Annotated in this window: 25 protein-coding genes and 1 pseudogene; 7 read left to right on the forward strand and 19 right to left on the reverse strand. The window is 66.9% G+C overall.

Features of this window, described 5'->3' with window-relative positions; all coding sequences use genetic code 11:
- Positions 1 to 21: 21 nt before the first annotated feature.
- From ACNA0R_RS19875 to ACNA0R_RS19885, 3 genes are read right to left on the reverse strand one after another with little or no spacing between them, the layout of a single operon-like run.
- Positions 22 to 771 carry a BON domain-containing protein gene (locus tag ACNA0R_RS19875; RefSeq protein WP_415827786.1) on the reverse strand — a complete coding sequence of 250 codons (750 nt, stop codon included), beginning with the start codon at positions 769 to 771 and terminating at the stop codon, positions 22 to 24.
- Positions 768 to 1,361, reverse strand: a complete 594-nt coding sequence (locus ACNA0R_RS19880; protein WP_415827960.1) for a phosphoheptose isomerase — start codon at positions 1,359 to 1,361, stop codon at positions 768 to 770. The genes ACNA0R_RS19875 and ACNA0R_RS19880 overlap by 4 nt, the downstream gene beginning before the upstream one ends.
- Positions 1,362 to 1,372: 11 nt before the next feature.
- Positions 1,373 to 1,945 carry a YraN family protein gene (locus ACNA0R_RS19885; protein ID WP_415827787.1) on the reverse strand — a complete coding sequence of 191 codons (573 nt, stop codon included), beginning with the start codon at positions 1,943 to 1,945 and terminating at the stop codon, positions 1,373 to 1,375.
- Positions 1,946 to 2,035: 90 nt separating this feature from the next.
- Between ACNA0R_RS19885 and rsmI the strand changes: the two genes are divergently transcribed.
- Both rsmI and ACNA0R_RS19895 read left to right on the forward strand, forming a co-directional pair.
- Complete coding sequence (gene rsmI, locus ACNA0R_RS19890) at positions 2,036 to 2,968, forward strand: 16S rRNA (cytidine(1402)-2'-O)-methyltransferase (RefSeq protein WP_415827788.1); 933 nt, start codon at positions 2,036 to 2,038, stop codon at positions 2,966 to 2,968.
- Positions 2,965 to 3,636, forward strand: a complete 672-nt coding sequence (locus ACNA0R_RS19895; protein WP_415827789.1) for a methylated-DNA--[protein]-cysteine S-methyltransferase — start codon at positions 2,965 to 2,967, stop codon at positions 3,634 to 3,636. The genes rsmI and ACNA0R_RS19895 overlap by 4 nt, the downstream gene beginning before the upstream one ends.
- Positions 3,637 to 3,711: 75 nt before the next feature.
- On the opposite strand, the gene ACNA0R_RS19900 is transcribed toward ACNA0R_RS19895, so the two are convergent.
- Complete coding sequence (locus tag ACNA0R_RS19900; protein ID WP_415827790.1) at positions 3,712 to 4,818, reverse strand: septal ring lytic transglycosylase RlpA family protein; 1,107 nt, start codon at positions 4,816 to 4,818, stop codon at positions 3,712 to 3,714.
- Positions 4,815 to 5,687: an RNase adapter RapZ gene (rapZ, locus tag ACNA0R_RS19905; RefSeq protein ID WP_415827962.1), complete on the reverse strand. Its 873-nt coding sequence runs from the start codon at positions 5,685 to 5,687 to the stop codon at positions 4,815 to 4,817. The genes ACNA0R_RS19900 and rapZ overlap by 4 nt, the downstream gene beginning before the upstream one ends.
- A gap of 233 nt (positions 5,688 to 5,920) precedes the next feature.
- Here rapZ and ACNA0R_RS19910 point away from each other — a divergent pair, with 233 nt between their 5' ends.
- Both ACNA0R_RS19910 and ACNA0R_RS19915 read left to right on the forward strand, forming a co-directional pair.
- A complete protein-coding gene (locus tag ACNA0R_RS19910) occupies positions 5,921 to 6,730 on the forward strand; it encodes a c-type cytochrome (protein WP_415827791.1) in 810 nt (269 codons plus the stop codon).
- A 10-nt stretch (positions 6,731 to 6,740) separates the two neighbouring features.
- Positions 6,741 to 8,090, forward strand: a complete 1,350-nt coding sequence (locus ACNA0R_RS19915) for a c-type cytochrome (protein WP_415827792.1) — start codon at positions 6,741 to 6,743, stop codon at positions 8,088 to 8,090.
- A 14-nt stretch (positions 8,091 to 8,104) separates the two neighbouring features.
- Here the strand turns inward: ACNA0R_RS19915 and hprK are convergent, their stop codons facing one another.
- The 8 genes and pseudogenes from hprK to ACNA0R_RS19955 all read right to left on the reverse strand — a co-directional run bounded on the left by hprK (position 8,105) and on the right by ACNA0R_RS19955 (position 14,550).
- Entirely contained in the window at positions 8,105 to 9,031 is a 927-nt protein-coding gene (gene hprK, locus ACNA0R_RS19920; RefSeq protein ID WP_415827793.1) for an HPr(Ser) kinase/phosphatase, read from the reverse strand.
- Positions 9,032 to 9,044: 13 nt separating this feature from the next.
- Positions 9,045 to 9,500, reverse strand: coding sequence for a PTS sugar transporter subunit IIA (locus ACNA0R_RS19925; RefSeq protein ID WP_415827794.1), 456 nt, complete (start codon positions 9,498 to 9,500; stop codon positions 9,045 to 9,047).
- 338 nt (positions 9,501 to 9,838) lie between these two features.
- Positions 9,839 to 10,162, reverse strand: a complete 324-nt coding sequence (hpf, locus tag ACNA0R_RS19930; protein ID WP_415827795.1) for a ribosome hibernation-promoting factor, HPF/YfiA family — start codon at positions 10,160 to 10,162, stop codon at positions 9,839 to 9,841.
- A gap of 239 nt (positions 10,163 to 10,401) precedes the next feature.
- Complete coding sequence (lptB, locus tag ACNA0R_RS19935; protein WP_415827796.1) at positions 10,402 to 11,190, reverse strand: LPS export ABC transporter ATP-binding protein; 789 nt, start codon at positions 11,188 to 11,190, stop codon at positions 10,402 to 10,404.
- Between the two features lie 88 nt (positions 11,191 to 11,278).
- Positions 11,279 to 12,088, reverse strand: a complete 810-nt coding sequence (lptA, locus tag ACNA0R_RS19940; protein ID WP_415827963.1) for a lipopolysaccharide transport periplasmic protein LptA — start codon at positions 12,086 to 12,088, stop codon at positions 11,279 to 11,281.
- Between the two features lie 104 nt (positions 12,089 to 12,192).
- Positions 12,193 to 12,846 (reverse strand): annotated as a pseudogene (lptC, locus tag ACNA0R_RS19945) (LPS export ABC transporter periplasmic protein LptC); the annotation flags it as partial.
- Positions 12,847 to 12,952: 106 nt separating this feature from the next.
- Positions 12,953 to 13,564 carry a KdsC family phosphatase gene (locus tag ACNA0R_RS19950; RefSeq protein ID WP_415827797.1) on the reverse strand — a complete coding sequence of 204 codons (612 nt, stop codon included), beginning with the start codon at positions 13,562 to 13,564 and terminating at the stop codon, positions 12,953 to 12,955.
- On the reverse strand, positions 13,561 to 14,550 hold the full coding sequence (locus tag ACNA0R_RS19955; protein ID WP_415827798.1) for a KpsF/GutQ family sugar-phosphate isomerase: 990 nt from the start codon (positions 14,548 to 14,550) through the stop codon (positions 13,561 to 13,563). The genes ACNA0R_RS19950 and ACNA0R_RS19955 overlap by 4 nt, the downstream gene beginning before the upstream one ends.
- Before the next feature lie 149 nt (positions 14,551 to 14,699).
- Here ACNA0R_RS19955 and purT point away from each other — a divergent pair, with 149 nt between their 5' ends.
- Positions 14,700 to 15,935: a formate-dependent phosphoribosylglycinamide formyltransferase gene (gene purT, locus ACNA0R_RS19960; protein ID WP_415827799.1), complete on the forward strand. Its 1,236-nt coding sequence runs from the start codon at positions 14,700 to 14,702 to the stop codon at positions 15,933 to 15,935.
- A gap of 206 nt (positions 15,936 to 16,141) precedes the next feature.
- Here purT and ACNA0R_RS19965 read toward each other — a convergent pair whose 3' ends face one another.
- Both ACNA0R_RS19965 and ACNA0R_RS19970 read right to left on the reverse strand, forming a co-directional pair.
- Positions 16,142 to 17,770 carry an ABC transporter substrate-binding protein gene (locus tag ACNA0R_RS19965; protein ID WP_415827800.1) on the reverse strand — a complete coding sequence of 543 codons (1,629 nt, stop codon included), beginning with the start codon at positions 17,768 to 17,770 and terminating at the stop codon, positions 16,142 to 16,144.
- A 648-nt stretch (positions 17,771 to 18,418) separates the two neighbouring features.
- Entirely contained in the window at positions 18,419 to 18,652 is a 234-nt protein-coding gene (locus ACNA0R_RS19970; RefSeq protein WP_415827801.1) for a hypothetical protein, read from the reverse strand.
- Between the two features lie 325 nt (positions 18,653 to 18,977).
- Here ACNA0R_RS19970 and ACNA0R_RS19975 point away from each other — a divergent pair, with 325 nt between their 5' ends.
- Positions 18,978 to 20,207, forward strand: coding sequence for a CaiB/BaiF CoA transferase family protein (locus tag ACNA0R_RS19975; protein ID WP_415827802.1), 1,230 nt, complete (start codon positions 18,978 to 18,980; stop codon positions 20,205 to 20,207).
- Between the two features lie 74 nt (positions 20,208 to 20,281).
- Entirely contained in the window at positions 20,282 to 21,826 is a 1,545-nt protein-coding gene (locus tag ACNA0R_RS19980; protein ID WP_415827803.1) for a 3-hydroxyacyl-CoA dehydrogenase, read from the forward strand.
- A gap of 10 nt (positions 21,827 to 21,836) precedes the next feature.
- On the opposite strand, the gene proB is transcribed toward ACNA0R_RS19980, so the two are convergent.
- From proB to rplU, 4 genes are all read right to left on the reverse strand, one after another.
- The gene (gene proB / locus ACNA0R_RS19985) at positions 21,837 to 22,973 is read right to left on the reverse strand and encodes a glutamate 5-kinase (protein ID WP_415827804.1); all 1,137 of its coding nucleotides are present in this window, start codon (positions 22,971 to 22,973) and stop codon (positions 21,837 to 21,839) included.
- Positions 22,974 to 23,052: 79 nt separating this feature from the next.
- Entirely contained in the window at positions 23,053 to 24,183 is a 1,131-nt protein-coding gene (gene obgE, locus ACNA0R_RS19990; protein WP_415827806.1) for a GTPase ObgE, read from the reverse strand.
- A gap of 107 nt (positions 24,184 to 24,290) precedes the next feature.
- Positions 24,291 to 24,551: a 50S ribosomal protein L27 gene (gene rpmA, locus ACNA0R_RS19995; RefSeq protein ID WP_415827807.1), complete on the reverse strand. Its 261-nt coding sequence runs from the start codon at positions 24,549 to 24,551 to the stop codon at positions 24,291 to 24,293.
- A gap of 32 nt (positions 24,552 to 24,583) precedes the next feature.
- Positions 24,584 to 24,895 (reverse strand): 50S ribosomal protein L21, encoded by a 312-nt coding sequence (rplU, locus tag ACNA0R_RS20000; protein WP_415827808.1) that lies wholly within the window; start codon positions 24,893 to 24,895, stop codon positions 24,584 to 24,586.
- Positions 24,896 to 25,121: the final 226 nt, after the last annotated feature.

Consider the following 25,121-nt stretch of genomic DNA (forward strand, 5'->3'; position numbering starts at 1 on the left):
GGCCTACCCTGGGGTGGGCCGTCACTTTATCGGGATGGCCTGCGCGCCGCCGCCGCCGGCGGGGGCCGGCGACGTATCCGCCGCGCCATTCCCGGTCTCGATGGGCGCCCGTGGCGTCCCCGTCGTATTCGCCGGCGCCGACGCCGCGCCGCTGGAGCCGCCCGACAACCGGACCGCTTCCTCGCGGCTGATGATGTCGAACAGTTTAACCACCTTGGCCACCCCGCTGACGCCGGCGGCGGCGTTGGCCGCATATTCTCCTTCGGCCTGGGTTACTTTCCCCTGAAGATAGACCACGCCCTTGTCGACCGTGATCGAAATCGACCCCGACGGCACGTACTTGGTATTGATCAGCTCGGTCCGGACCTTGGACGCCAGCCAGGTGTCATTGGACCGCACGCTGAAGCTGGCGGCCGGACCGACGGTCAGCTGGTTGACCACCTTCTTGACCTTCTCCACCCGCGCCAGCTGGCTGGCCTCCGCCTTGATGGCATCGTTGGGCACTTCGCCGGTCAACAGCACCACGCCTTCGTAAGTGCTGGCATTCACCCGGGCCGCATCTCCCGCTTTCTCGGAAATATTGTGCTCGGCCTTGAGGCTGATGCTTTGGTCGTCCAGCTGCGTGCCCGACGTGCGGCGGTCCGTCGCCACCACGGCGCCGCCGGCGGCGGCGGCGCCCACCACCACCGGCGCGCAGGCCGACAGGGTCAGGACCGACGCGGTCAGCGCGGCGGCCAGGACGATGGCGGGAAATCGGGTCTTGAATGTCATTCGCTGTCTCCCAGCAGTAAGGCGTCGATACCGTCGCACAGGGCGTGCAGCAGCACGATGTGCGCTTCCTGGATACGCATGGTGCGATCGTTCGGCACGCACAGATGGACGTCGTGTGCCGTCATGAGTTCCCCGGTGACGCCGCCTTCCTTGCCGGTCAGCGCGATCACGTGCATGTCGCGTTGCTGCGCGGCCTGTACGGCCCGCACCACGTTGGGCGAATTGCCGCTGGTGGAAATCGCCACCAGCACGTCGCCCGGCTGGCCCAGGGCGTTGACCTGGCGCTCGAAGACGTCGTCGAAGCCGTAGTCGTTCCCCACGGCCGTCAGGATGGATGTGTCGGTATTCAAGGCCAGCGCCGCCAGCGGGAGCCGTTCGCGTTCGAAGCGGCCGACCAGTTCGGCGACAAAGTGCTGCGCGTCGGCGGCCGAACCGCCATTGCCGCAGGCCAGCACCTTGCCATTATTCGTGAGCGCGTGGAACAGCACGTCCACTGCCACGCCTAGCGTATCGGCCAGCGCGTCGCGGCTGGCCTGGAGTGTGGCGATCGCATTATTGAAGTGCGACACCATGCGAGTCGTCATATCGATCATGGCGCGGATTATCTCATGGCGACATCGAAGGCGTGACGCAGCCAGAGTGGCGTTTCGCCTTCAAACGCGATTACGTCGAAACGCACCGCCGGCTGGCGGCCGCTCCAGCCGCGGGTCGCCAGCGTGGGCAGCAGGGTCCAGGCGGCGCGGACCAGCCGCGCCTGCTTGTCCGGCCCCACGCTGGCCGCCGCGCCGCCGTAGCGGCCGTCGCCGCGGGCTCGCACTTCGACCAGCACCAGCGTATTGCCGTCGCGCAGCGCCAGGTCGATTTCGCCCGCGCGGCAACGCAGGTTGCGCGCCAGCGGTTGCAGGCCGGCGCGCCGGAGCAATGCCAGCGCCTGATCTTCATAATCACCGCCGATGTGCTGCGTGGGCGACAGGCGCCCGGCCATACCGCCGGACATGCCCGATATGCCCGATGCATCGGATTCATCGGGTGCGCCGTCGTCTATCCACGTAATGGCGATGGCGTCATGGTTCCGGTCGACGTTTCGCGCCTGCTCCCGCCGCCGGCGGCGCAGGCGCAGGCCCTGGGCGCGGCGGGCCGATTCGAACCGCGGCTCTGTGTGGTCATCGGACATGGTGCGCGTCGGGCATGCGATTCCCGCGTGATTCGATGGCGAAGGATTAAGCCACTACACTGGCACGGTTTGCCCGGTATTCCTCCCGCAATGAACGAAAACCTCCCTCCGCCGGCAGGCGCCGACGCCTGGCGCCGCGTCGCCGAACGCGTGGCCGCCCAGCAGTGGCCCGGCGGCACCCTGTACGTGGTGGCCACCCCCATCGGCAATCTGGGCGACCTCGGCCTGCGGGCCTGGGAAGCCCTGGTGCGCGCCGACGTCATCGCCGCCGAGGACACGCGCGAAAGCCGCACATTGATGGATGCCTGGGGCATCGCCACGCCGCTGATGGCCGCGCATCGCCACAACGAGGCGGCCGCCGCCCAAGCCATCTGCGAGCGCCTGGCGCAGGGCCAGCGCGTGGCGCTGGTGTCCGATGCCGGCGCGCCCGCCGTCAGCGATCCGGGCGCGCGCATCGTACGCGCCGTGCGGCAGGCCGGCCATGCCGTTGTGCCGATACCGGGGCCCAGCGCCGTCATCGCGGCCTTGATGGCCAGCGGCGTGACCTCCGATGAAAATCCCGCCTTTGTCTTCGCCGGCTTTCCGCCCGCCAAATCGGCCGCCCGCCAGCGCTGGCTTGCACTATGGTGCGGCGTGCCCGCGCCGGTCGTGATGTTCGAATCGCCGCACCGCGTGGCCGCCACGCTCGCGGATATGCTTGCAACCCTGGGCCCAGGCCGCGAAGTCACCGTCGCGCGCGAGCTGACCAAGCGCTTCGAAGAAGTCGCCACCATGGCGCTGGACCAGGCCGGCGACTGGCTGCGGGCGCAGCCGCACCGCGGCCAGGGTGAATTCGTGCTGATCGCGCATGCCGCGCCGGCGCCGGACCCGGCCGCCGCCGCCGTCGATCCCTCCACGGATACGCTGCTCGACGCCCTGCTGGAATCCCTATCCGTCCGCGACGCCGCCCGCATCGCCGCCCGCGTCAGCGGCCTCCCCCGCGACGTACTCTACGCCCGGGCGCTGGCCCGCAAGCCGGCATGAGCGCGCCGGGCCGTCCCAAGCGCGAATCCTCCCCTGGGGAGGAAGTCGCGCAGCGACAGGAGGGCCCATCCTCCGCGCCGGGCCGTCCCGGGCGCGCATCCTCCCCTGGGGAGGAAGTCGCGCAGCGACGCATCGTCGATACTCCGCTGGGCGCGATGCTGCTGCAGGCGGAAGGCGGTGCGCTGACCGGCGCCTGGTTCGTTGGCCAGCGCGACTGCCCGCCTGCCGCCGGCACCACGCTGACCGTTCCCGCGCATGCCGCGCATTCCATGCTCGATCATGCCGAACGCGAGCTGGCCGACTATTTCGCCGGCCGCAGGCGGGAATTCTCGCTGCCGCTGGCGCCGCGCGGCACGCCGTTCCAGCGACGCGTCTGGGACGCGCTGCGGGACATTCCGTTCGGCGGCCTGGAAAGCTATGGCGCCTTATCGACCCGCTGCGCCCAGGCCGCCGCGGTACGCGCCGTCGCGCAGGCAGTCGGACGCAATCCGATATCGATCTTCATCCCGTGCCATCGCATCATCGGCGGCGACGGCACATTGACCGGCTTCGGCGGCGGCCTGCCTCGCAAGCAGGCGCTGCTGAAACTGGAAGGGCACCGCTACGCCAGCGCTTCCCGCGACTCGAAGCGCATAGCCGAAGACCCCCGCCAGGGCCGTCTCTGGTGACCGCCCGCCAGTGGCCAGCCCCATCCGGCCAGCCCCATCCGGCCANCCCCATCCGGCCAGCCNCATCCNGTATGACTACCGCGTCGCGATCGTCGGCAGGATTCCCGTACTGCTGGACACTGTCTCCACCACCGACATCGCCGCATTGCGGTCGGCATACGGGCCGACGCGCACGCGGTACAGCTGTCCGGCCTGTTCCACCGTCGCGGGCGGCAGGCCCGCGGCCGTCAGCGGCCCATTCACCCGCGCCGCCAGCGACTGCGCATTGGCGGGCTGGCTGAACGCCCCCAACTGCAGATAAACCGAACCCGAGCCAGCCGGCGCCTGCGCCGCGGCCGGCGCCGCGATCGCCGGCGCGGCAGCCGTGGCCGCGGGAGGCAAGGGCGTAGGTCCGGACGCCACCCCGCCGCGTGCCGGCGGCAGGCTACTCATCGCCGTACCGCCGATCGGCGCGGAAGGCGCCGGTGTCAAAGGCATCGCGGCAGGTGTTTCGCCGGCCGACAGCACCACCGGAACCGGCTCGGACACGTCGGATGCCGCCAAGCCTCCAGACTCCGAACCCGCCCCGCCGACCGCCACGGCCGCCGCCGCGCCCGCGCGCCGGCCGCTTTCGCGTTCCGCCACCATGCGCCGCACTTCATCCGGCAGGATCCGCTGCACCGTGACCTCGCCGCTGCCTGGCCCGATGATGCCCAGCTTGTAAGCCGCCACGTAGGAAAGATCCATGATCCGATTGTCATGGAACGGCCCCCTATCGTTGACGCGCACGATAATGGTTTTCCCATTGATCGCACTGGTGACGCGCGCATAGCTGGGGAGCGGCAGCGTCGGATGGGCCGCCGTCATGGCATACATATCGTAGGGCTCGCCTATCGACGTCGAATTGCCATGGAATTTCTTGCCGTACCACGACGCGATGCCACGCTGCGTGTACGGCTGATCGCCCGTCATCGGCACATAGCGCTTGCCGAACACCACGTAAGGCCGGTTGGCGCCGCCCGCCAGCGGCTCGATGCGCGGCTCGGCGTCCGGCACGGCGGCCAGATTGGCGGGCGGATTGGCGTCGGGACCATCGTTCTGGTAATAGCCGCCGCGCTTGCGGCCTCCGGTACTGGAACAACCCGCCACCACCGCAGCCAGCAAAGCGATGACGAATAGATTGCGCAGGTGCCGGAAACTCATGCGTGTTCTTCGGGAAGTTGTGTGCGGTGTCGAACCAGCAAGGGACGGTGATCGGCGAAACGCTGCGCCAGCTGTTCGACGACATAAACGGAGCGGTGCTGCCCGCCGGTGCAACCGATCGCCACCGTCAGATAGCTGCGCGTGTCTTCCATATAGCGCGGCAGCCATTTGCGGATGAAATCCGTGATGTCGTCGGTCATCTGCCGCACCGTATCGAAGCTCGCCAGATAGGCGGCCACCGCGGCATCGCGCCCCGTCAGCGGACGCAGCGCGGGATCGTAGTAGGGATTGGGCAGGCAGCGCACGTCGAATACCAGGTCGGCATCGCGCGGCACCCCGCGCTTGAACGCGAAGGATTCGAAGGTCAGCACCACCGCCTGGCGGTCGGCCTGCACCAGGTCGCGGATCCACGCGCGCAGTTGGCCCGGCGTCAGTTCGGATGTGTCGATCACGTGTTCCTGGTCGCGCAACGGCGCCAGCATCTCGCGCTCCACACGTATGCAATCGAGCAGCGAAGCCGCCTTGCCGCCGCGCTGCAGCCGGTCCGTCAAGGGATGGCGGCGGCGCGATTCCGAGTAGCGCTGCACCAGCGTACTGGTGTCTGCGTCCAGGAACACGACGCGGATGCGCGTGCCCACGGCGCGCAGCGCGGCGATGGTGGTCGGCAGTTCCGCCAGCTCGCCCGGCGACCGCACATCGATCGCGACGGCGACGCGCGCCATGGCGTCATCGCGCGCGCTGGCGATGAAGTCCGACAGAAACCGCACGGGCAAATTGTCGACGCAGGTGTACCCAGAGTCCTCCAGCAGCCGCAGGGCGACCGATTTGCCGGAGCCGGATATCCCGGTGATAAGGACGACGCTGAACATGGGCATGATTGTGGCACGATTTGTGTTGCCGGACGTGCGGCGGCATCCGTGTCGCGGCGGCCGCGTTGCGGGATCGCGCGTGCGCGGCGGCGGCCGCTTGCCCACGGGTGGGGCGGTATCGCGGCGGGCCGGACGCATCTGTAACTGATATGGCCGTAAACTGCGCGACTTGCCCCTGTTCCATTTCTCCGCATGCCGGCCTAATTCGCTATCCATACAACAAGGCGCGATCGATGGGAGTTTCCAGGCTTTGCCGTGCCGCCTCGCAGGTGGCGTCATCCTTGGCGCGCGCCATCGTGGCGGGCCAGGTTTTCCGGTCGGCGGCTCATGCCACGGCCCGCCGGATAGCGGTCGTTTCAGGGGCATGCGGTATTGTGCTGGCATCGGCCGCCCATGCCCAGGCATCCGACAAAGCGCCGCTGGAACCCGGCAGCATGCGCGCCCGCGTGGCGGCCTGTACCGCCTGCCACGGCGAACAGGGCCGGGCCGGCCCGGACGGCTATTACCCCCGCCTGGCCGGCAAGCCGCGCGATTATCTTTATCACCAGCTGCAGAATTTCCGCGATGGCCGGCGCCAATATGCCCCGATGGCGCACCTGCTGCGCAATCTGCCCGACGACTACCTGCGCGACATCGCCGCCTATTTCGCCGACCAGCACGTCGCCTATCCCGCGCCGGTGCCGGCCGACGTCGGTCCCGCCATGTTGGAGCGCGGCCGCGTGTTGACGACGGCCGGCGACAAGGGCCGCGGCGTGCCTGCCTGCACGGCTTGCCATGGCGCCAGCCTGGGCGGCGCGGCGCCGGCCATCCCGGGCCTGCTCGGCCTGCCGCGCGATTACCTGCTGGCCCAGATCGGCAGTTGGCGCAGCGGCACCCGCCGCGCCGCCGCGCCGGATTGCATGGCCCACGTGGCCCGCCAAATGAATCCCGAAGACATCGCCGCCGTTGCGGCGTGGCTGTCGTCGCAGCCGGTGCCGGCCACGTATCAGCCCGAGCCGGCGGGGACCATTACGCTGCCGGTGTCGTGCGGCAGCCAGGAATAGCGTTTTCGTCATGACTTCACATCAGCCAGATTCCAAGCGCGGCACGGCGGGTGCCGCGCCTCGTCCCTCCGGCCGCGGCATCGCGCGTCGTGCCGGTCGTATCGCCGTGGCGCTATTGCTGCTCGTGGTGGCGGGCGTGGCGGTGCTTGCGTGGCGCGGCTATCGCGACGATAGCTCCACGGGACCGGCCCAGGCCATCGCGGATCCCGCCCAACGCGTCGCCTATGGCGCCTACCTGGCCAGGGTAGGCGACTGCATGGCCTGCCATACGGTGCCTGGCGGCCAACCGTACGCCGGCGGAGCCGCCATCCCGACGGCCTTCGGCACGTTCTACGGGCCGAACATCACGCCGGATTCCGCGAATGGCATCGGCGCCTGGACGGCGGACGATTTCTGGCGCGCCCTGCACCAGGGCAAGTCGCCCTCCGGACACCTGCTCTACCCAGCCTTCCCGTACACCGAGTACACGCGCATCAGCCGCGCGGACGCAGACGCGATCTATGCCTACCTGCGCACCGTCCCGCCCGCCGCGCAGCCCAGCCGGCCGCACCAACTGGATTTTCCCTATGGCTGGCGCCCCTTGCTGGCGCTGTGGCGGGGCCTGTATTTCCGGCCGGGCGTGCATGCCGACGCAGATGCCGGTCCCGGTCCCAGCGCCGCCCTCGCGCGCGGCCGCTACCTGGTGGACGGCCTGGGACATTGCATCGCCTGCCATGCCCCTCGCAACGCGCTGGGCGCCATCAGCGGCAGCCGATTGTCGGGTGGCGTCATCGACGGCCTGGGCTGGTACGCGCCCGCGCTGGACGGAGATCCCGTCAACGGCATGGGCCGCTGGTCGCAAGACGATATTGCCGCTCTGCTGCAAACCGGGCTTAGTCCTCATGGCACCGCGTCCGGCCCCATGGGCGAGGTCGTCAGCGGCAGCACACAGTTCCTGACGGACCCCGATGCGCGCGCCATCGCGGCATATCTCAAGTCCTTGCCATCCGGCCCCGCGACGGCGCAAGCCAGCGTTCGGGAGGCGGTCGGCCTGCGGCGCGGCGGCGCGATCTATGAGCAGCACTGCGTCCAATGCCACGCCGCCGATGGCCGCGGCAAGGGAAAAGACTGGCCGGCGCTGGCGGGCAACATCAGCGTCACCGCGCCGTATCCCGGCAACGTCGTCCATATGGTGCTTGAAGGGGGCTTCGCCCCCGCGACGGGCGCCAATCCACGGCCGCACGGCATGCCGCCCTTCGGCCAGACGCTCAGCGACGATGACGTCGCGGCGGTCGTGACCTATGTGCGCAACAGCTGGGGTAATGCGGCGGGCGGCGTCACGTCGCTACAGGTCAAGCAGGCGCGCGCCGCCGGCGGATAAAAGAAGCGCGCTTGCTATTTGCTGTTCTGCAGGATCGCCATGGCCTGGCGCTCCATGAACTCGCCCAGCGTATCGATGCCGCGCAGTTTCAGGATGGTATTGCGCACCGCCGCCTCCACCAGCACCGCCAGGTTGCGCCCGGCGGCAACCTGCAGCATCACCTTGCGGATCGGCAAGCCCAGCATGTCCTGCGTGATGTCCTGCAAAGGCAGCCGCTCGAACTTGTCCTGCGCCGTCGCGCGTACCAGATGCACGATCAGCTTCAGCCGCATCTTGCGGCGCACCGAGGTCTCGCCGAAGATGGTGCGGATATCCAGCAAGCCCAACCCCCGCACCTCCAGCAGGTTCTGCAGCAGCGAAGGGCAATGTCCTTCGATCATGTTCGGCGCGGTGCGTGACAATTCCACCGCATCGTCGGCCACCAGCCCGTGCCCGCGCGAAATCAGCTCCAGCGCCAGTTCGCTCTTGCCCAGGCCGGACTCGCCCGTAATCAGCACGCCCAGACCCAGTACGTCGAGGAATACCCCATGTACGGTGGTGGTGGGCGCCAGTTTTTTGCCCAGATAAATGCGCAGCAGATCGATCAGCTGTGCCGCGGCCACCGGCGTGCTCAGCAGCGGCACCTGGTGCTGTTCGCATTGATCGATCAGATCCTGCGGCGCCGTCAACCCATCGGCCAGCAGTATCGCCGGCACCCCGCCGATCAGCAGCTCATCCATGTGGTGCATGCGGCGGCGCAGGTCGAAACGGGTGTAGTACGCCAATTCTTCCTGCCCGAACACCTGTATGCGCGACGGGTGGATCAGGTTGAGGTGGCCGACCAGATCAGCGGCGGCCATGCCGTCGTCCGGAATCACCCGGTCCGCCGCGCCTTGTCCCGCGATCCAGTTGAAGGGGATTTTGTCGGCGTTATCGTCGACCAGTTCCTGGACGGTAAGCATGGCGATGGAAAGATCAAAGGGTGCCGGTTGTCAGCATGCGGTGGACGGCCACTGGATCGGTTTCGGTGGCCAGGGCTTCACGCAGCGGCTTATTGGACATCAATTGCGCAAGCTCGGCGAGTATATCCAGGTGCTGCTGGGTCGCGTTCTCCGGTACCAGCAGGAACAACAGCATACTGACCGGCTGGTTGTCCGGGGCGTCGAAAGGCACGGGGCGGGACAGGCGGAAGAAGGCGGCGACCGCCTCGGTCAGGCTCTTGACGCGGCCATGTGGAACCGCCACGCCCTGGCCCAATCCTGTGGAACCCAGCCGCTCCCGGGCAAAAAGGCTGTCGAACACGGTGGAGCGCGCAAGGCCGTGATGATTTTCGAAGAGCAGGCCGGCCTGTTCGAATGCCCGCTTTTTACTGGTGGCCAGCAGGTCAAGCACGACATTCCCTGCAGGCAGGATGCGGGGCAAGTGATTCATGATTGGATTATATGTTCATAGGCCGCAACGCAAAAAAACAGTTGTGGCGGCGAGGTGACGTTTCATGCAGGGCGGACCGCCCGAATGCACGGGAGCGGCGGCCGACAAGGCTGGTATTCGCTATGGGGACAGATGGTGGGCGCCTGGGCGGCTAGCCCTGGCTGGTCCGATACGACCTAGCGGGGGGCGGGAGTGCGCGGGGGGAGGACTGCGGAATTCAGCATGACCGATGCCCCGGAACATTCGCGGATCTGCGGGACATCGGTGCCTGGAGGTAGTTGCGCGTGTGGCGCGAACTTATCGCCCGTCAACGAGCGTTCGTGAGGCGCGGTGCGGCGTCAGGCCGCTGCGGGTAGTCGCTTCACGGACTCGGTAGCGTGGCTCTGGACCTTATCCTTGTGCTTGATGACCTGACGGTCGATCTTATCGGCAAGCAAGTCGATGGCGGCGTATAGGTTCTCATCCTGCGCTTCGCAGTGGATATCCTTGCCTCGTAATCTCATGGTGACCTCGGCGGCATGCCGCAGCGGTTCCACCGATAGCATGACTTGCACATCGATGATGTGATCGAAATGCCGTAAAGCTCGCGCCAGTTTATTCACTACGTACTCCCGGATCGCCGGGGTGACGTCGAGATGACGACCGCAGATGCTTAGATTCATAGTGCAATCTCCTTCTGCCAAGAAAAGGGTGGGTGCGCACAACGCGCAAGAATTAAAGTTATCGATCTCCTTTCCAGCGTTGAGGGGCGGCCAAGGCCGGCCCGGGACAGGCATTCTTGCGTCCGCAGATGGAAGCGGGTGGAATCCGAAGCCTGTAATCCTAGTGTAAAGACTCCGCCGGGCAATTCAATCCGTCCCTGAAAGAAGTCCTGACTTGGATCAACGGTCGAACACTACCGTTACATCCGGAAGTGCTCGCCCAGATAGACGCGCCGCACCGCGGGATTGCCGACGATGTCTTCCGGATGACCGTCGGTCAGCACCTTGCCTTCGCTGATGATGTACGCCCGGTCGCAGATGCCCAACGTCTCGCGCACGTTGTGGTCGGTGATCAGCACGCCGATGCCCCGGCTCTTCAGGAAACGCACGATGCGCTGGATCTCGATCACCGCGATGGGATCCACGCCGGCGAAAGGCTCGTCCAACAGGATGAAGCGGGGGCTGGTGGCCAGCGCGCGGGCGATTTCCACGCGGCGGCGCTCGCCGCCCGACAGCGATATCGCCGTATTGCCGCGGATATGGCCGATCTGCAGTTCTTCCAGCAGCAGTTCCAGGTTTTCGTTGATCGCCGTCGCGGAGATCGGCCGCCCACGCTGGTCCACCTGTAGCTCAAGAACGGCGCGGATGTTCTGCTCCACCGTCAGGCGGCGGAAGACCGAGGCATCCTGTGGCAGGTACGAAACGCCCAGGCGAGCCCGTTTATGGATGGGCAGGCCGGTGATGTTCTGATCGTCGATCTCGATACGGCCCGCTTCGGCCGGCACCAGCCCGACGATCATGTAGAAACTGGTCGTCTTGCCGGCGCCGTTGGGTCCCAGCAGGCCAACGACTTCCCCGCTGTCGACCGAGAGCGACACGTCCTGCACGACGGTGCGGCCATGGTAGGTCTTGCGCAGGCCGACCGCCCGCAGGCTGCTGGTGCGCGCGGTGGCCGGGCTCTGGGTTTCTGGTGTCGCTTGCGTGATCATTGAGGGTGGTCGATTCGGGTAACAGGATGACGGCGGCGCGTGCCAGCCGCGCCAGGGGGCGCCGCGGCGCCATGGGTAATCGAGCGGATCAGGGCTGCTTGACGGTGGACTTGCCGGACGACCCGCTGCCGCCATTGGCCTGGCCATTGCGGCTGGCGCCCGACGTACCGGCGCCCGTCGTGGACGACGTGGGGCTCTTGCCCGTGGCCGCCTTGCCGCCCTGTTGCGCCCGGCATTCGGCAATGGCCGCGTCCGTGCGCGCGCGCGGTTCCATGACGGATCGCACCCGGCCGGCGGGCGCCGCCGATTCGGGGCCGCCTATGGCTTCGTAGGTACCCGCCTTGTCGTTGTACCGGACTTTCTGCCCGCGGATGGTGTCGAAGGGCTTGCCGCAGATGTAGCGCGTGACGACGGCCTGGCCGATCAGATCGAAGGTGCTTTTGGTGCCGTCGTATTCAGCCCGGCGTCCCACCCCTTCGATGACTTCGAAGTTCTCCGGCCGCTCCTGGCGCACGGTTACCATCTTGCCCGGGTTCGCCAGCGCGGTGCCGTACTGATTGCCCTGTGCGTCTTCGTGCATCTGCAGCTCGTCCGAATGCAGCGTCATCAGGCCGCGCGTCATGATCACGTTGCCCGTGAATACGCTGGTCTTCTTGACGTCGTCGTAGTGCAGCTGTTCCGACAGAATGACCGTATTGGGTTCTTCCTCCGGCGTTTGGGCCTTGCCCTTGGCGGGCGCGCCGCCGGATGTTCCGGGGGTCTTGCCGGCCGGCGCCGCGGCGGCTGGCGCGGCGGGCGCAGCCTGCGCATGTGCGCCAGCGCCGGCGACGGTACCGGCCACGGCCAGGATGACACCTGTCAGCCAGGCGGACGGCAGGCATTTGCGAAGTTCGATCATCATTGTTTTTTTACGGATGCGTGAGCGGATGCCTGCGCGGGCGCGGCGGCGCCGGCAGGCGGTTGTGAATCGGACCGCGGCGCGGGCGAGCCATCCGCGGGTGTGGGTTTATCGCCGGATTGTCCCTTGGGCGTTGCTTCCTTCGGCTTGCCCTTGGCGTCATCCTTGCCGCCGGCACGCTGCGTATCCGCCGGCGCGATTTCCACGTTGGTGGACGAGAATACTTCCAACTGGCGGGTCTTGTTGTTGTACTTCATCCCCGTGCCATTCATGCGCGACTGGCCACGCGTGACCAGGGCCGGCAGATTGGTGCTGATGGTGTCTTCGTCCGGCAGGATGACCAGCTGTTCGCTGCGCACATCCAGGGGCGGGGTGTCCGCGTCGGGCTGCCGGTGCATATGCGCGTCCTTGTCCATGACGATGCGCTTGCCACCCTGATACATGGTGGCCGTCTGCGACGTGGCGACGGTGATGGGCGTGTTCGGCCGCAGGCCCACGGCGCGCGGGTTCGTCACGACATAGGAGTCGTCGTCGGGATAGTGTTCGCCGTAATCGCCTTCCATGCGATTGATGGGCTTGCCGTCTTCGCCGGTGCGAACCATGATGAAGTTGCGCGACCAGGCATCCATTTCGTGCGTCAGGCGGCGCGGAGGATCGGTGGGCACGGCGCGCTGGGTATAGTCGGCTGCCCACCATGTCCCGACGACCAGGACGAGCAGTAGAAACAGCGCGATGAGCGACGGAAAGCGTTCTTTCATTCGATACGGTGGAAGGTTCGGTGCGCCGCGGCGTCGTGCCCGCTGATGGCTGGCGGAAGGGCTGGAGAAGTGGCTGGCGGCATGTCGGCGAGTCTACTGGGCGGGTCTACTGTATGGCGCCAGGCCCCAGCAAGCCCGGGGAGGCCAGCAGGGAACCCAGGCGGCCCTGGCAGGCGAGCAGTACGTCGCAGCATTCACGCACCGCGCCGCTGCCGCCGGGATGGCTGGCCACCCAGTGCGCGCCCTGCGCGACATAGGCCGGCGCGTTGGGCACGGATGCCGCGAAACCCGCGCGCTGCATGGCCGGCAGGTCGATGATGTCATCGCCCATATAGCCCGTCTGGTCCAGGGTGACGCCCACGCGCTGGGCCAGCGCCGCCAGCGCCGCGCCCTTGTCGCGCACGCCTTGCATGACTTCCGCGATGCCCAGTTCCGCCGCGCGCCGGTCCACGATGGGGCCGGACCGGCCGGTAATGAGTGCGACGTTGATGCCGCCTTCGGCCAGCAAACGCAAGCCATGGCCGTCCAGTGCGTTGAAGCGTTTGAAGAGTTCCCCGTGCTCGCCGTAATACAGGCTGCCGTCGGTCAACACCCCATCCACGTCAAAGACCATCAGGCGCACGGCGGCGGCCCGTTCTTTCACGATGGGCTGCAGGCGCGCGAGGATCAGCGCTTCTGCGGGATGCGTCGCGGAATGGGCGGGTGCGATCATATTCATACTACCTTGGCGGCCATCAGGTCGTGCATATGCAGCGCGCCGATCAGCGCGCCCTGGCCATCCAGGACGAGCATTTGGCTGACGCGCAGTTCGTCCATCTGCTGCGCGGCGACCACGGCCAGTGCATCGGCCGGCACGGTATGCGGGGAACGGGTCATGCCGTCGGTTATCTTGAGACCGCGGATATCGCCGTGGCGTTCAATCAGGCGGCGCAGATCGCCGTCGGTGAAGATGCCCAGCGGCCGCCGCTCCGCATCCACGATGACCGTCATGCCCATGCGTTTGGCGGACATTTCTTCCAGGGCCCGGGATAGCGAGGCGTCCGCGGGCACCATGGGCAAGTCGTCGCCCTGGCGCATGACGTCGCGCACATGCGTCAGCAGGCGCCGCCCCAGGGTCCCGCCGGGGTGCGAGCGGGCGAAGTCTTCCGGACCGAAGCCGCGCGCTTCCAGGCAGGCCACCGCCAGCGCATCCCCCAGGGCCAGCGCCGCGGTGGTGCTGGCGGTCGGCGCCAGGTTCATGGGGCATGCTTCCTGCGCCACGCTGACGTCCAGATGGATATCGGCCTGGCGCGCCAGTTCGGAAGAGGGATTGCCCGTCATCGCCACGACGCCGGTGCCCAGGCGGCGCACGGCCGGCAGGATGGTGAGCAGCTCGCCGCCCGATCCGGAATAGGAAATGGCGATCAGCACGTCGTCCTGGGTGATCATGCCGAGGTCGCCGTGCACCGCTTCCGCCGCGTGCAGGAAGAACGACGGCGTGCCGGTCGACGCCAGGGTCGCGGCGACCTTGCGGGCGATGTGGCCGGTCTTGCCGATGCCGCTCACGACCACGCGGCCGCGGCAGTTCAGCAGCATGTCCACGACGCGGGCGAAGGTGTCGTCCAGGCGGCCTTCCAGTTCGAGCAGGGCTTGTGCTTCGATGCGCAGCGTGCGCCGGGCCGAGGCCAGCGCCGTGTCCGGGGAGGTGACGGGAAGTGCATTCATGGACCGATTTTAATCGCAGCGCGGGAATTGCCGCCGTGTACCGTGATGTTCTGGTCACGTTATAGCCGGTTGCCCGGCCACGGGGCCTATGGCATGCTGGCGGGCTCCCATCGTACGGGCCGCGGCCCGATCATCGAACAGGTTTTCCCATGTCCACCGTTTCCACAATCGCCGCTCCCCGCTTCGGCACGCCGCTTTCCCCCGCCGCCACCCGCGTCATGCTGCTGGGCGCCGGCGAACTGGGCAAGGAAGTCGTCATCGCGCTGCAGCGGCTGGGCGTGGAAGTGATCGCGGTGGACAGGTATGCCGACGCGCCGGGGCAGCAGGTCGCCCATCGCGCCCATGTGGTGTCCATGACCGATGCGGATGCGCTGCGCGCCATCATCGAGCGGGAACAGCCGCACGTGGTCGTCCCCGAAATCGAGGCCATCGCCACGGATCTGCTGGTGGACCTGGAGGCGGCCGGCACCGTGCGTGTCACGCCGACCGCGCGGGCGGCGCGCCTGACCATGAACCGCGAAGGTATCCGCCGCCTGGCCGCCGAAACACTGGGCCTGCAGACTTCGCCGTACAAGTTCGTCGATACCGAAGCCCAACTGCGCGAGGCCATCGACGGCGGCATCGGCTATCCCTGCGTCATCAAGCCCGTGATGTCCTCGTCGGGCAAGGGCCAGTCCGTCATCAAAGGACCCGATGACGTGGCCGCCGCCTGGCGCTACGCCCAGGAAGGCGGCCGTACGGGGGCGGGACGCGCCATTGTGGAAGGTTTTATCCGCTTCGATTACGAGATCACGCTGTTGACCGTGCGCGCCCGCGGCGCTTCGGGCGAAATCGAAACCCGCTTCTGCGCGCCCATCGGCCACAAGCAGGTCGACGGCGATTACGTGGAAAGCTGGCAGCCGCATCCCATGTCCGCCACCGCGCTACAGCGCGCCCGTGACATTGCCCTGGCGGTCACCGGCAATCTGGGCGGACTTGGCCTGTTCGGCGTGGAGCTGTTCGTGGCGGGCGACCAGGTGTGGTTTTCGGAAGTCAGCCCGCGCCCGCACGACACGGGCATGGTGACGATGATTACGCAGGCGCAGAACGAGTTCGAACTGCATGCCCGCGCCCTGCTCGGCCTGCCGGTGGACGTCACGCTGCGCCAGCCGGGCGCCAGTGCCGTAATCTATGGCGGCGTGGATGCGCGCGCCGTTACGTTCGACGGCGTGGCGCAGGCGCTGGCCGAACCCGGGACCGATATCCGCCTGTTCGGCAAGCCCGAATCCTTCGTCAAGCGCCGCATGGGCGTCGGCCTGGCCACCGCCGATACCGTGGAGGCCGCCCGCCAAAAGGCCCTGCGCGTTTCCGGCGCCGTTACCGTCAAGGCCGCACCCGGCGTGTAACGCGAAAGCGGGTCCGTGAGGGCGCGGGGCTATCGGGCGACCGCCCCCTGGGCGGGTGATCGCACCTGGGCAAGCAGGGGCGGCCCGTCAGCGCCCGGCCCGTCGGTGCCCAGCCTCGCCCGGCCCCGCCTGGCCCAAATGAAAACACCCCCGTACGGCGCTACCGCCCGGGGGTGCCTGGCCGCTGGGGAACGGCCGTCCGCGGCTTACTTGCCGTTGTTCGGCCTGGCCGACATCGCCAGCGTGTACTGGTCGCGCCGCCCTTCATACGTGATGCCCTTCCGGTAGGCCCACAGCGTGCTTTCGAAGTGCAGGGGGATCAGCGGTACGTCCGCCAGCGCGATTTTGGTCGACTCTTCCAGCAGCTTGCGCCGCTGGCCGGCGTCCACCGTTACCGCGGCCTGGCGATAAACCTTGTCGAAGGCCGGATTGGAATAACCGCCGTAATTGCTCGTGCCCAGCGAGTTGGCGGCATCCAGCGACGTTACCCACAGCTGGAACAGCGCGGACGCCTCACCCGTTTCGGAAGGCCAGCCGCCCATCGCGAAGCTGAACTCCCGCTTGGCGCGCTTGGGGAAATAAATCGACGCCGTCATGACATCCACGTTGGTCTTGATGCCGATGCGCGACAGATACTGCGCCACCGCCTGGGTCACCTGGCCGTCGTTGATATAGCGGTCGTTGGTCGACGAGATGGTCAGTTCGAAGCCGTCGGGATAGCCGGCCTCCGCCAGCAGTTTCTTGGCCGCCGCGGGGTCGTACTTGATTTCCGGCGCGTGCGCCAGGCCGCCGAACATGCCGTCCGGCATGTACTGATAGGCCGGCGTCGCCATGCCGTCCATGATGCGCTGCGTGATCGCCTTGCGGTCGATCGCCATATTGATGGCCTGGCGCACGCGCAGATCCTGCAGCGGGTTCTTGCCATTGGCCGCTTTCACCAGCGGGCTGGGATTGCGGCCCACGTCGGGCTGGAAGAACACCAGGCGGGTGGACGGCGTCGCCACGTAGGCGAACTTGGGATTGTCCTTCACGCGCTGGACGTCGCGGGCAGCCGGGTTTTCGATCAAGTCGAAATCGCCGGACAGCAGACCGGTCATGCGCGGGCCGGCATTCGGCACCGGCACCATCTTGACTTCCTTCCAGTACGGCTTCGGGCCCCAGTAGTGCTCGTTGCGCACGAGCTCGATACCGGTGCCTTTCACATAGGACTTCAGGACGTAGGGGCCGGTGCCGATGGCGTCCTTGCCATTGTTGAAGTCCACTACCGTGGGCCACGGGCCAGTCACGCCGCAGCCTTCCTTGGGCGTGAAGCTGAGCTTGCCGTGCGGCAGGATGCCGTTCCAGATAATAGGCAGCGAGCGCGCGACCTCGGCCGGCATCACGGGCAGCGGCTGCCGCGTCTTGATGATGACGGTGTAGTCATCCGGCGTCTGCACGTCGGTGAACATCTGGGTCAGGGTTGCGTACGAGCTGGAGATATTCGTCTCGTTGTTGAGCGTGCGGCAAATCGTGAACAGCACGTCCTGGGACGTGAAAGGCTTGCCGTTGGAGAACGTGACGTCATGGCGCAGCTTGAATTCCCAGGTCAGGTCGTCCAGGTTCTTCCAGGACGTCGCCAGGGCCGGCACCAGATTCATATCGGCGTCGCGCGCGATCAGGGAACTGTAGACGTGGGCGGAGAAAGCATCGTTCGCCGACATCTTGTGATAGTGGGGGTCGGCGGATGTCGGCTCGGCCGACAAGGCGATTTTCAGGGTCTGCGCCTGGGCCGGGATGGCGGCGGCGATACCGGCGCTGGCGCAAAGCAGCGCCAGGGCGTGACGGGTGAACAGCATGGAAGTACTCCGCGAAGAGGCGCGCGATAACGGCGGGCTCACCGCCAGGGCGGCCTTGCGGGTCCCGGGCCGCTGTCCCCGCGACGGGGCGGCCCAGGGCGCAACACCACCGGCTCGTTATCAGACTATCGCCGAAGCGGGCGATTATCGGGACGGGGCCGAAACGCTGTCAATGCGCGTTAGCCAGAAGATGCGGCCGGCGCGCAAAAAACAATGGCCGGCATCGCGCGTACAACATACTGCCTGATGCGCGATGCCGGCCATTACGGAGCGGCGGTACTGCGTTTGCTCTACTACGTCACTGCTCTATTGCTCTATTGCTCTACTGCTCTACTGCGCACTGCGATGCTGCTGACTGCGACTGCTTGTACAACTTGCTGCTGTCACTGCTTCGGAGACTTCTCTACGCTGCGCTTGCTGCCGCGAGGTCCCAGGAAAACATCGATGGAACCCGCGGGTACTACGGTGGCCAGGTGTAGCGGGCGCCAACCGGGGCGGCTTCCGTGTCCAGGCGCATATCGACCGGATGGCTCGACGGCGATACCTGCTGCGGACGCGGGCGCTTCCTGCGGTGGACGGCTGCCGGATGGCAGGCGAGCGATTCAGTCGCTCAGCCCGGTATCCGGACGCCACACCGGCCGTGGCCGATTACCACTGCATGCCGGTGTAGCGGCCGGTCTGCTCTTGCGCACGGCTCATGGTGTCCTGCACTTCTTCGATGAAGTTGAAGAAGGCGCCAACGCCATGGGCCACGGCGCGAACGGCGCGCTTGACGGCGTTAACGGGATGGGCGGCGGGTTGCGTGTTCAAGGTGGTCTCCAGGATGTCGCGTTCGAGGGCGTCGGTAAGACGAAGATTCTGGTTCAGGGCGATATGGGTCATGGCGTTCTCCGTACTGCTGTCATCTACTGCTGTTTGCCTGCTTGGTGAAAACCATTATAGGGAAAACCCGTAGTGCGGCGCAACAAAAATTAGGGGTTTACCCTAGGTTTGTTGTAAAAAGACAAGACACGAATTGCCGTTCTTGAAAAACCTCTTGGATTTCAATGGGTTGGGCGGTTCCTCCCGGCTGCCGGCATGGCGCGTCCATGCCATGGAATACGCCCCGATCCCGGGCCGGTTCGCGCCGGTATGTAGGGCACAATAGCCACCTCCCCCGAACCAACCCGCCACGCTCCGACCTGGCCCCAAATACGCTCCGGCCTCCATGTCCACTCGTCCCGCTCCGCTTACCGGTATCCGTGTTCTAGATCTGACGCGCGTCCTCGCCGGGCCTTGGTGTACCCAGAACCTTGCCGACCTGGGCGCCGAAGTCATCAAGATCGAACGGCCGGGCAGTGGTGACGATACGCGGGGCTGGGGGCCGCCCTATCTGCGGGACGCCGATGGCAACGACACGACGGAAGCGGCCTATTACCTGTCCGCCAACCGCAACAAGCTGTCGGTGGCCCTGGACATCGCCTCGCCCCGCGGGGCGGAGCTGGTGCGCCAGCTGGCCATGCAGAGCGACATCCTGGTGGAGAACTTCAAGGTAGGCGGGTTGCGCAAATACGGGTTGGACTACGAGAGCCTGAGCCAGGCCAATCCGCGGCTGATCTATTGCTCGATCACCGGCTTCGGCCAGACCGGCCCCTATGCCAGCCGGCCCGGCTACGACTTCATGATCCAGGGCATGGGCGGACTGATGAGCATCACCGGCGAGCGCGATGACCTGCCCGGCGGCGGTCCGCAGAAAGCCGGCGTGGCGGTGGCCGACCTGATGACGGGGATGTACTCCACCACCGGCATCCTGGCCGCGCTTTTCGAACGCGAGCGCAGCGGCCTGGGGCAGCATCTGGATATGGCGCTGCTGGACTGCCAGGTGGCCATGCTGGCCAACCAGAATCTGAACTACATGACCTCCGGCGTGGCGCCGCGCCGCGCGGGCAATGCCCACCAGAACCTGGTGCCGTACCAGGTATTCGCCGTCAGCGACGGGCACATGATCGTCGCGGTCGGCAACGACAGCCAGTTCCGTGCGTATTGCGGCGTGATCGGCCTGCCGGAACTGGCCGACGATCCCCGCTTCGCCACCAATCCCAAGCGGGTTGTGAACCGGGACGTGCTGGTTCCCATCCTGACCGAACGGATGGCGCTGGGCGAGCGCGATCGCTGGCTGGCCGACCTGGAGGCCGTTGGCGTGCCGGCGGGGCCGATCAATACGCTGGACCAGGTCTATGAAGATCCTCAGGTGCGGTTCCGGCAGATGCGGCGTGAATTGCCCCATCCGGTCGCCGGGAGCGTACCGTTCGGCGCCAGCCCCTTGCGTTTCTCCGGCAGCCCGGTCGAATACCGCCGGCCGCCGCCGATGCTGGGCGAGCATACCGAACAGGTGCTGCGCGATCGGCTGGGGCTGTCGGATGATGATATCCAGGCGCTGGCGGCCGGCTCGCAATAAGCCGGCGCACCGCAACCTTCTATAGAACGACCGGCGGCCGCCGCGCATCCAGGCTGGCACGGCGCGGGCGGCGCATGAATCACGAACGGGAGACCAACATCATGGCAGGGACCATCAACATCATCGGCCTCGTGGGGGCCGGCGCCATGGGGCGCGGCATCGCGCAGATCGCGGCGCAGGCCGGCCTGACCGTGCGCCTGTACGACACCAGCGCCGACGCGGTGGCGGCGGCGCGCGCCAGTCTGCAGCAGACCTGGGCCAAGCTGGCCGAAAAAGGCAAGCTGACGGCGGAGGCCGCGCAACAAGCCCTGGACCGCATCGTGCCCTGCGCCGCATTGGCGGACCTGAAGGACTGCCAACTGGTGGTCGAAGCCATCATCGAGCGGCTGGATATCAAGCGCGATGTCTTCAAGCAGCTGGAAGAGGTCGTCGCGGACGATTGCATCCTGGCATCCAATACGTCTTCGCTGTTGATCACCGCGATCGCGGCGGCCTGCCGCGTGCCGGCTCGGGTGGTCGGCTATCACTTCTTCAACCCCGTCCCGCTGATGAAGGTGGTCGAAGTCATCGACGGCTTGCGCAGCGATCCCGCGGCCGGGGATGCCTTGATGGATCTGGCCCGCCGCATGGGGCATACGCCGGTGCGGGCGCGCGATATGCCGGGCTTCATCGTCAACAACGCGGGACGCGGCATGAGTACCGAAGGCCTGCGGGTAGCGCAGGAGTCGGTCGCCACCTACGCCCAGATCGACGCCATCATGCGCGAGCAGGCGGGGTTTCGCATGGGCCCGTTCGAGCTGATGGACCTGACGGCGCTGGACGTTTCGCATCCGGCGATGGAGTCGATCTATCGCCAGTTTTTCGACGAACCGCGCTTCCGGCCGTCGCCCATCACCACGGTGCGGCTGGCGGGTGGCCTGCTCGGACGCAAGGTGGGCGAGGGCTTCTACCGCTATCCGGACGGCCAGAAGCAGGTGCCGGCCGAAGCGGCCGCGCCGGCGTTGCCCGCCGGCCTGAAGGTATGGGTGAGCGGGATACACCCGCAGGGGCATGACGCCGTGGCGACCCTGCTGGACCAGATGGGCGTGCAGCGCGCCTCGGACAGCCGTGCTCCGGATGATGCCCTGATCGTCGTCACGCCGTATGGGGAGGACATCTCCACCGCGGTGTTCACGCAGGACCTGGATCCGGCTCGCACCGTGGGCGTGGATGCCCTGCATGGCTTCGATCCCAAGCGGCGGCGCACGGTGATGGCGTCGCCGGCCACGCTGCCGCGCTGGCGCGAGGCGGCGCATGCGCTGTTCGCGTCCGACGGCGCGCCCGTCAGCCTGATCGAGGATTCGCCCGGCTTCGTCGCCCAGCGCATCGTCGCGACCATCATCAATACGGCCTGCGACATCGCGCAGCAGCGCATCGCCACGGCGCAGGATATCGATAAGGCGGTGACGCTGGGTCTCGGTTATCCGCTGGGGCCGCTGGCCATGGGCGATATGCTGGGAGCGGGGCGGATCCTGGAGGTCCTGCGCAATATGCAGCGCGTCACGGGCGACCCGCGCTATCGCCCCAGCCTGTGGCTGCAGCGGCGCGTGCAGTTGAAGATGTCGCTGTTGGAAGGCTAGCGGCGCGTGCTCAAAGCACGACCAGGTTATCCCGGTGCACCAGTTCCGGCTCGGTCATGCTGCCCAGCAGCGCCTCGATGCGCGATGAGGGCTGGCGCATGATGCGCCGCGTGTCGGCGGACGAATAGTTCACCAGGCCGCGGGCGCATTCGCGGCCCTCCGCATCCACGCAGGCGACGACGTCGCCGCGCTCGAAATCGCCCTGCACGTCGACCACGCCTATGGGCAGCAGGCTCTTGCCTTCCTGCCGCAGCGCGCGCACCGCGCCTTCGTCCAGCACCACGCGGCCGCGCAGGCGCAGATGGTCCGCCAGCCATTGCTTGCGGGCCGACCACACCGGCAGCACGGCGCGCAGCTCGCTGCCTATGCACTCGCCTTGCGACAAGCGCACCAGGACGTCCCGTTCGCGGCCCGACGCTATGACGGTATGCGCGCCGCTGTGCGCCGCGCGCTTGGCCGCGAGCACCTTGGTCAGCATGCCACCGGTGCCGATGCCGCTGCCGGCGCCGCCGGCCATGGCCTCCAGCGCCAGATCGCCGGCCTGCGCATGCGACACGAAGCGCGCGTCGGGATGCTTGCGCGGGTCCGCTTCATACAGGCCGCGCTGGTCCGTCAGGATGATCAAGGCATCCGCTTCGATCAGGTTCGTCACCAGCGCGCCCAGCGTGTCGTTGTCGCCGAAGCGGATCTCGTCGGTGACCACCGTGTCGTTTTCATTGACGATGGGAACCACGCCCAGGCGCAGCAGGGCGAACAGCGTGGACCGCGCATTCAGGTAGCGGCGGCGATCGGCCAGGTCTTCGTGGGTGAGCAGGATCTGCGCCGTGCGCAGGCCATGTTCGGCGAAGGCGGCTTCGTAGGCTTGCGCCAATCCCATCTGGCCGACCGCGGCGGCGGCCTGCAGTTCGTGCATGACCGACGGCCGTTTGCGCCAGCCCAGCCGCGCCATGCCTTCCGCGATGGCGCCGCTGGAGACAAGCACCAGCTGCTTGCCCTGCTTGCGCAGCGCGGCGATCTGCTGGGCCCAATGGGCGACGGCGGCGCGGTCCAGCCCGCGGCCCTCGTTGGTGACCAGGGTGGATCCTACTTTGGCGACCAGCCGGCTGGCGGCGGCGATGACGGATACGGCAGTAGTGTCGGCGGACATGACGAAAGCCGGAACGTAAGCGGGTGGGGCGGTGAGCCGTCCGTGCCTGGGCGGCACGGCGGAGGATTGCGATTATGGCTTATTCGTCACCGCCGCGCGGATCGGCGTCCGAGCGCGTATTGTCGAAGCGCGGGTCTTCGGCCACATAGGTGCCGTCCGCCTGGTCCTGCGCGATCTGGTCCTTGCGGTTTTCCGCGTCCAGGTAGTCCTGCAGCGCCCAGATCAGATCCTGCGTGCCGTCACCGGTCAGCGCGGACACCGTGTATACCGGCCCCGTCCAGCCGAATTCCTGGCAGAAGCGGGATTTCAGCGCGTCGGCGTCTTCCGTCGCGACCATGTCCAGCTTGTTCAAGACCAGCCAACGCGGCTTGGCGGCCAGATCGGCGTCATAGCGGCGCAGTTCCTCGACGATGGCGCGGGCATTGGCCACGGCCTGCGGGATGGGATCGGCTTCGGGATCGGGCGACGAGACGTCCACCAGATGCAGCAGCACGCGCGTGCGCGCCAGATGGCGCAGGAACAGATGGCCCAGGCCCGCGCCTTCCGAGGCGCCCTCGATCAGCCCGGGAATGTCCGCCACGACGAAGCTGCGCGCCGCCGACGTGCGCACCACGCCCAGGTTGGGATGCAGGGTCGTGAACGGATAATCGGCGATCTTGGGGCGAGCGTTCGAAATCTTGCTGATCAGCGTGGACTTGCCGGCGTTCGGCATGCCCAGCAGGCCGACGTCGGCCAGCACTTTCAATTCCAGGCGCAGGCGGCGCTGTTCGCCTTCCTTGCCCGGCGTCCATTGGCGGGGCGCCCGGTTGGTGCTCGACTTGAAATGCAGATTGCCCATGCCGCCCTGGCCGCCCGCGGCCAATACGACTTCCTGGCCGTGGCGGCTCAGGTCGAACAGCTGCTCGCCGGTATCGGCGTCGTGCACGATGGTGCCCACCGGCACGCGCAGGATGATGTCGGGCGCGGCGGCGCCGTACTGGTCCGAGCCGCGGCCGTTTTCGCCATTGCGGGCGCGATGCAGGCGCGCGTAGCGGAAGTCGATCAGCGTATTGATGTTGCGGTCGGCGATCGCCAGGATGCTGCCGCCGCGGCCGCCGTCGCCGCCATCGGGACCGCCCTTGGGGATGAATTTTTCGCGGCGAAAGCTCGCCACGCCGTTGCCGCCTTTGCCGGCAATGACTTCAATGGTGGCTTCGTCGACGAATTTCATGATGGTGATGCGCGCGATACCGCGCGTTTCCTAAGTTAGACCACTAACAAAAAAGCCCTGCCGCACGCGACAGGGCTTTCTCGTGGTGCGGATCGGAATGCGCGCGCTTATTCGGCGGCGACGATCGATACCGTCTTCTTGTTCAGCGCGCCTTTGGTGCCGAACTGCACCTTGCCGTCGATCAGCGCATACAGCGTGTGGTCCTTGCCCATGCCGACGTTCACGCCGGCGTGGACACGGGTACCGCGCTGGCGCACGATGATCGAGCCGGCCGGGATCAGTTGACCGCCGTAGGCCTTGACGCCCAGTCGCTTCGATTCTGAATCGCGACCGTTCCGCGTAGAGCCGCCGCCCTTTTTCTGTGCCATGTTTTAGCTCCTGCTATGGATACCGATGCGCGTCAGGCCGTGATGGCCTCGATGCGGATTTCGGTGTAGTTCTGACGGTGGCCCTGATGCTTCTGATAGTGCTTGCGACGGCGCATCTTGAAGATCTTGACCTTGTCGTGCCTGCCATGCGCAAGAACGGTCGCCTTGACCACGGCGCCGGAGACGATGGGCGTACCAATCTTCAGCTGGTCGCCTTCGCCCACGGACAGAACCTGGTCCAGGGTGATTTCTTGCCCAATGTCAGCAGGTATCTGTTCTACCTTGAGTTTTTCGCCGGCTGCGACACGATACTGCTTGCCGCCGGTTTTTATGACCGCGTACATGGGTAAATTCCTATATGGGTAATTTCAGCGCAAAACGCCGAACTCAGGATTCTAGCCCGCCATAACCGCGATGTCAAAAAGTCCCACCAGGGCAACGAGTTACGTGTTGCATGGCTGCCCACGCGGGGGCAGGGGCGGGCGTTCGGCCCGGCCGTGTCGCCTGGGGGCCATGGACCATAGGCGAGGTGGCGCACCGCGGCGCCATCCCCTGGGACGCCGCCGCCCG

The organism is Bordetella sputigena (assembly GCF_965137885.1).
Classification (GTDB): domain Bacteria; phylum Pseudomonadota; class Gammaproteobacteria; order Burkholderiales; family Burkholderiaceae_B; genus Bordetella_C; species Bordetella_C sputigena.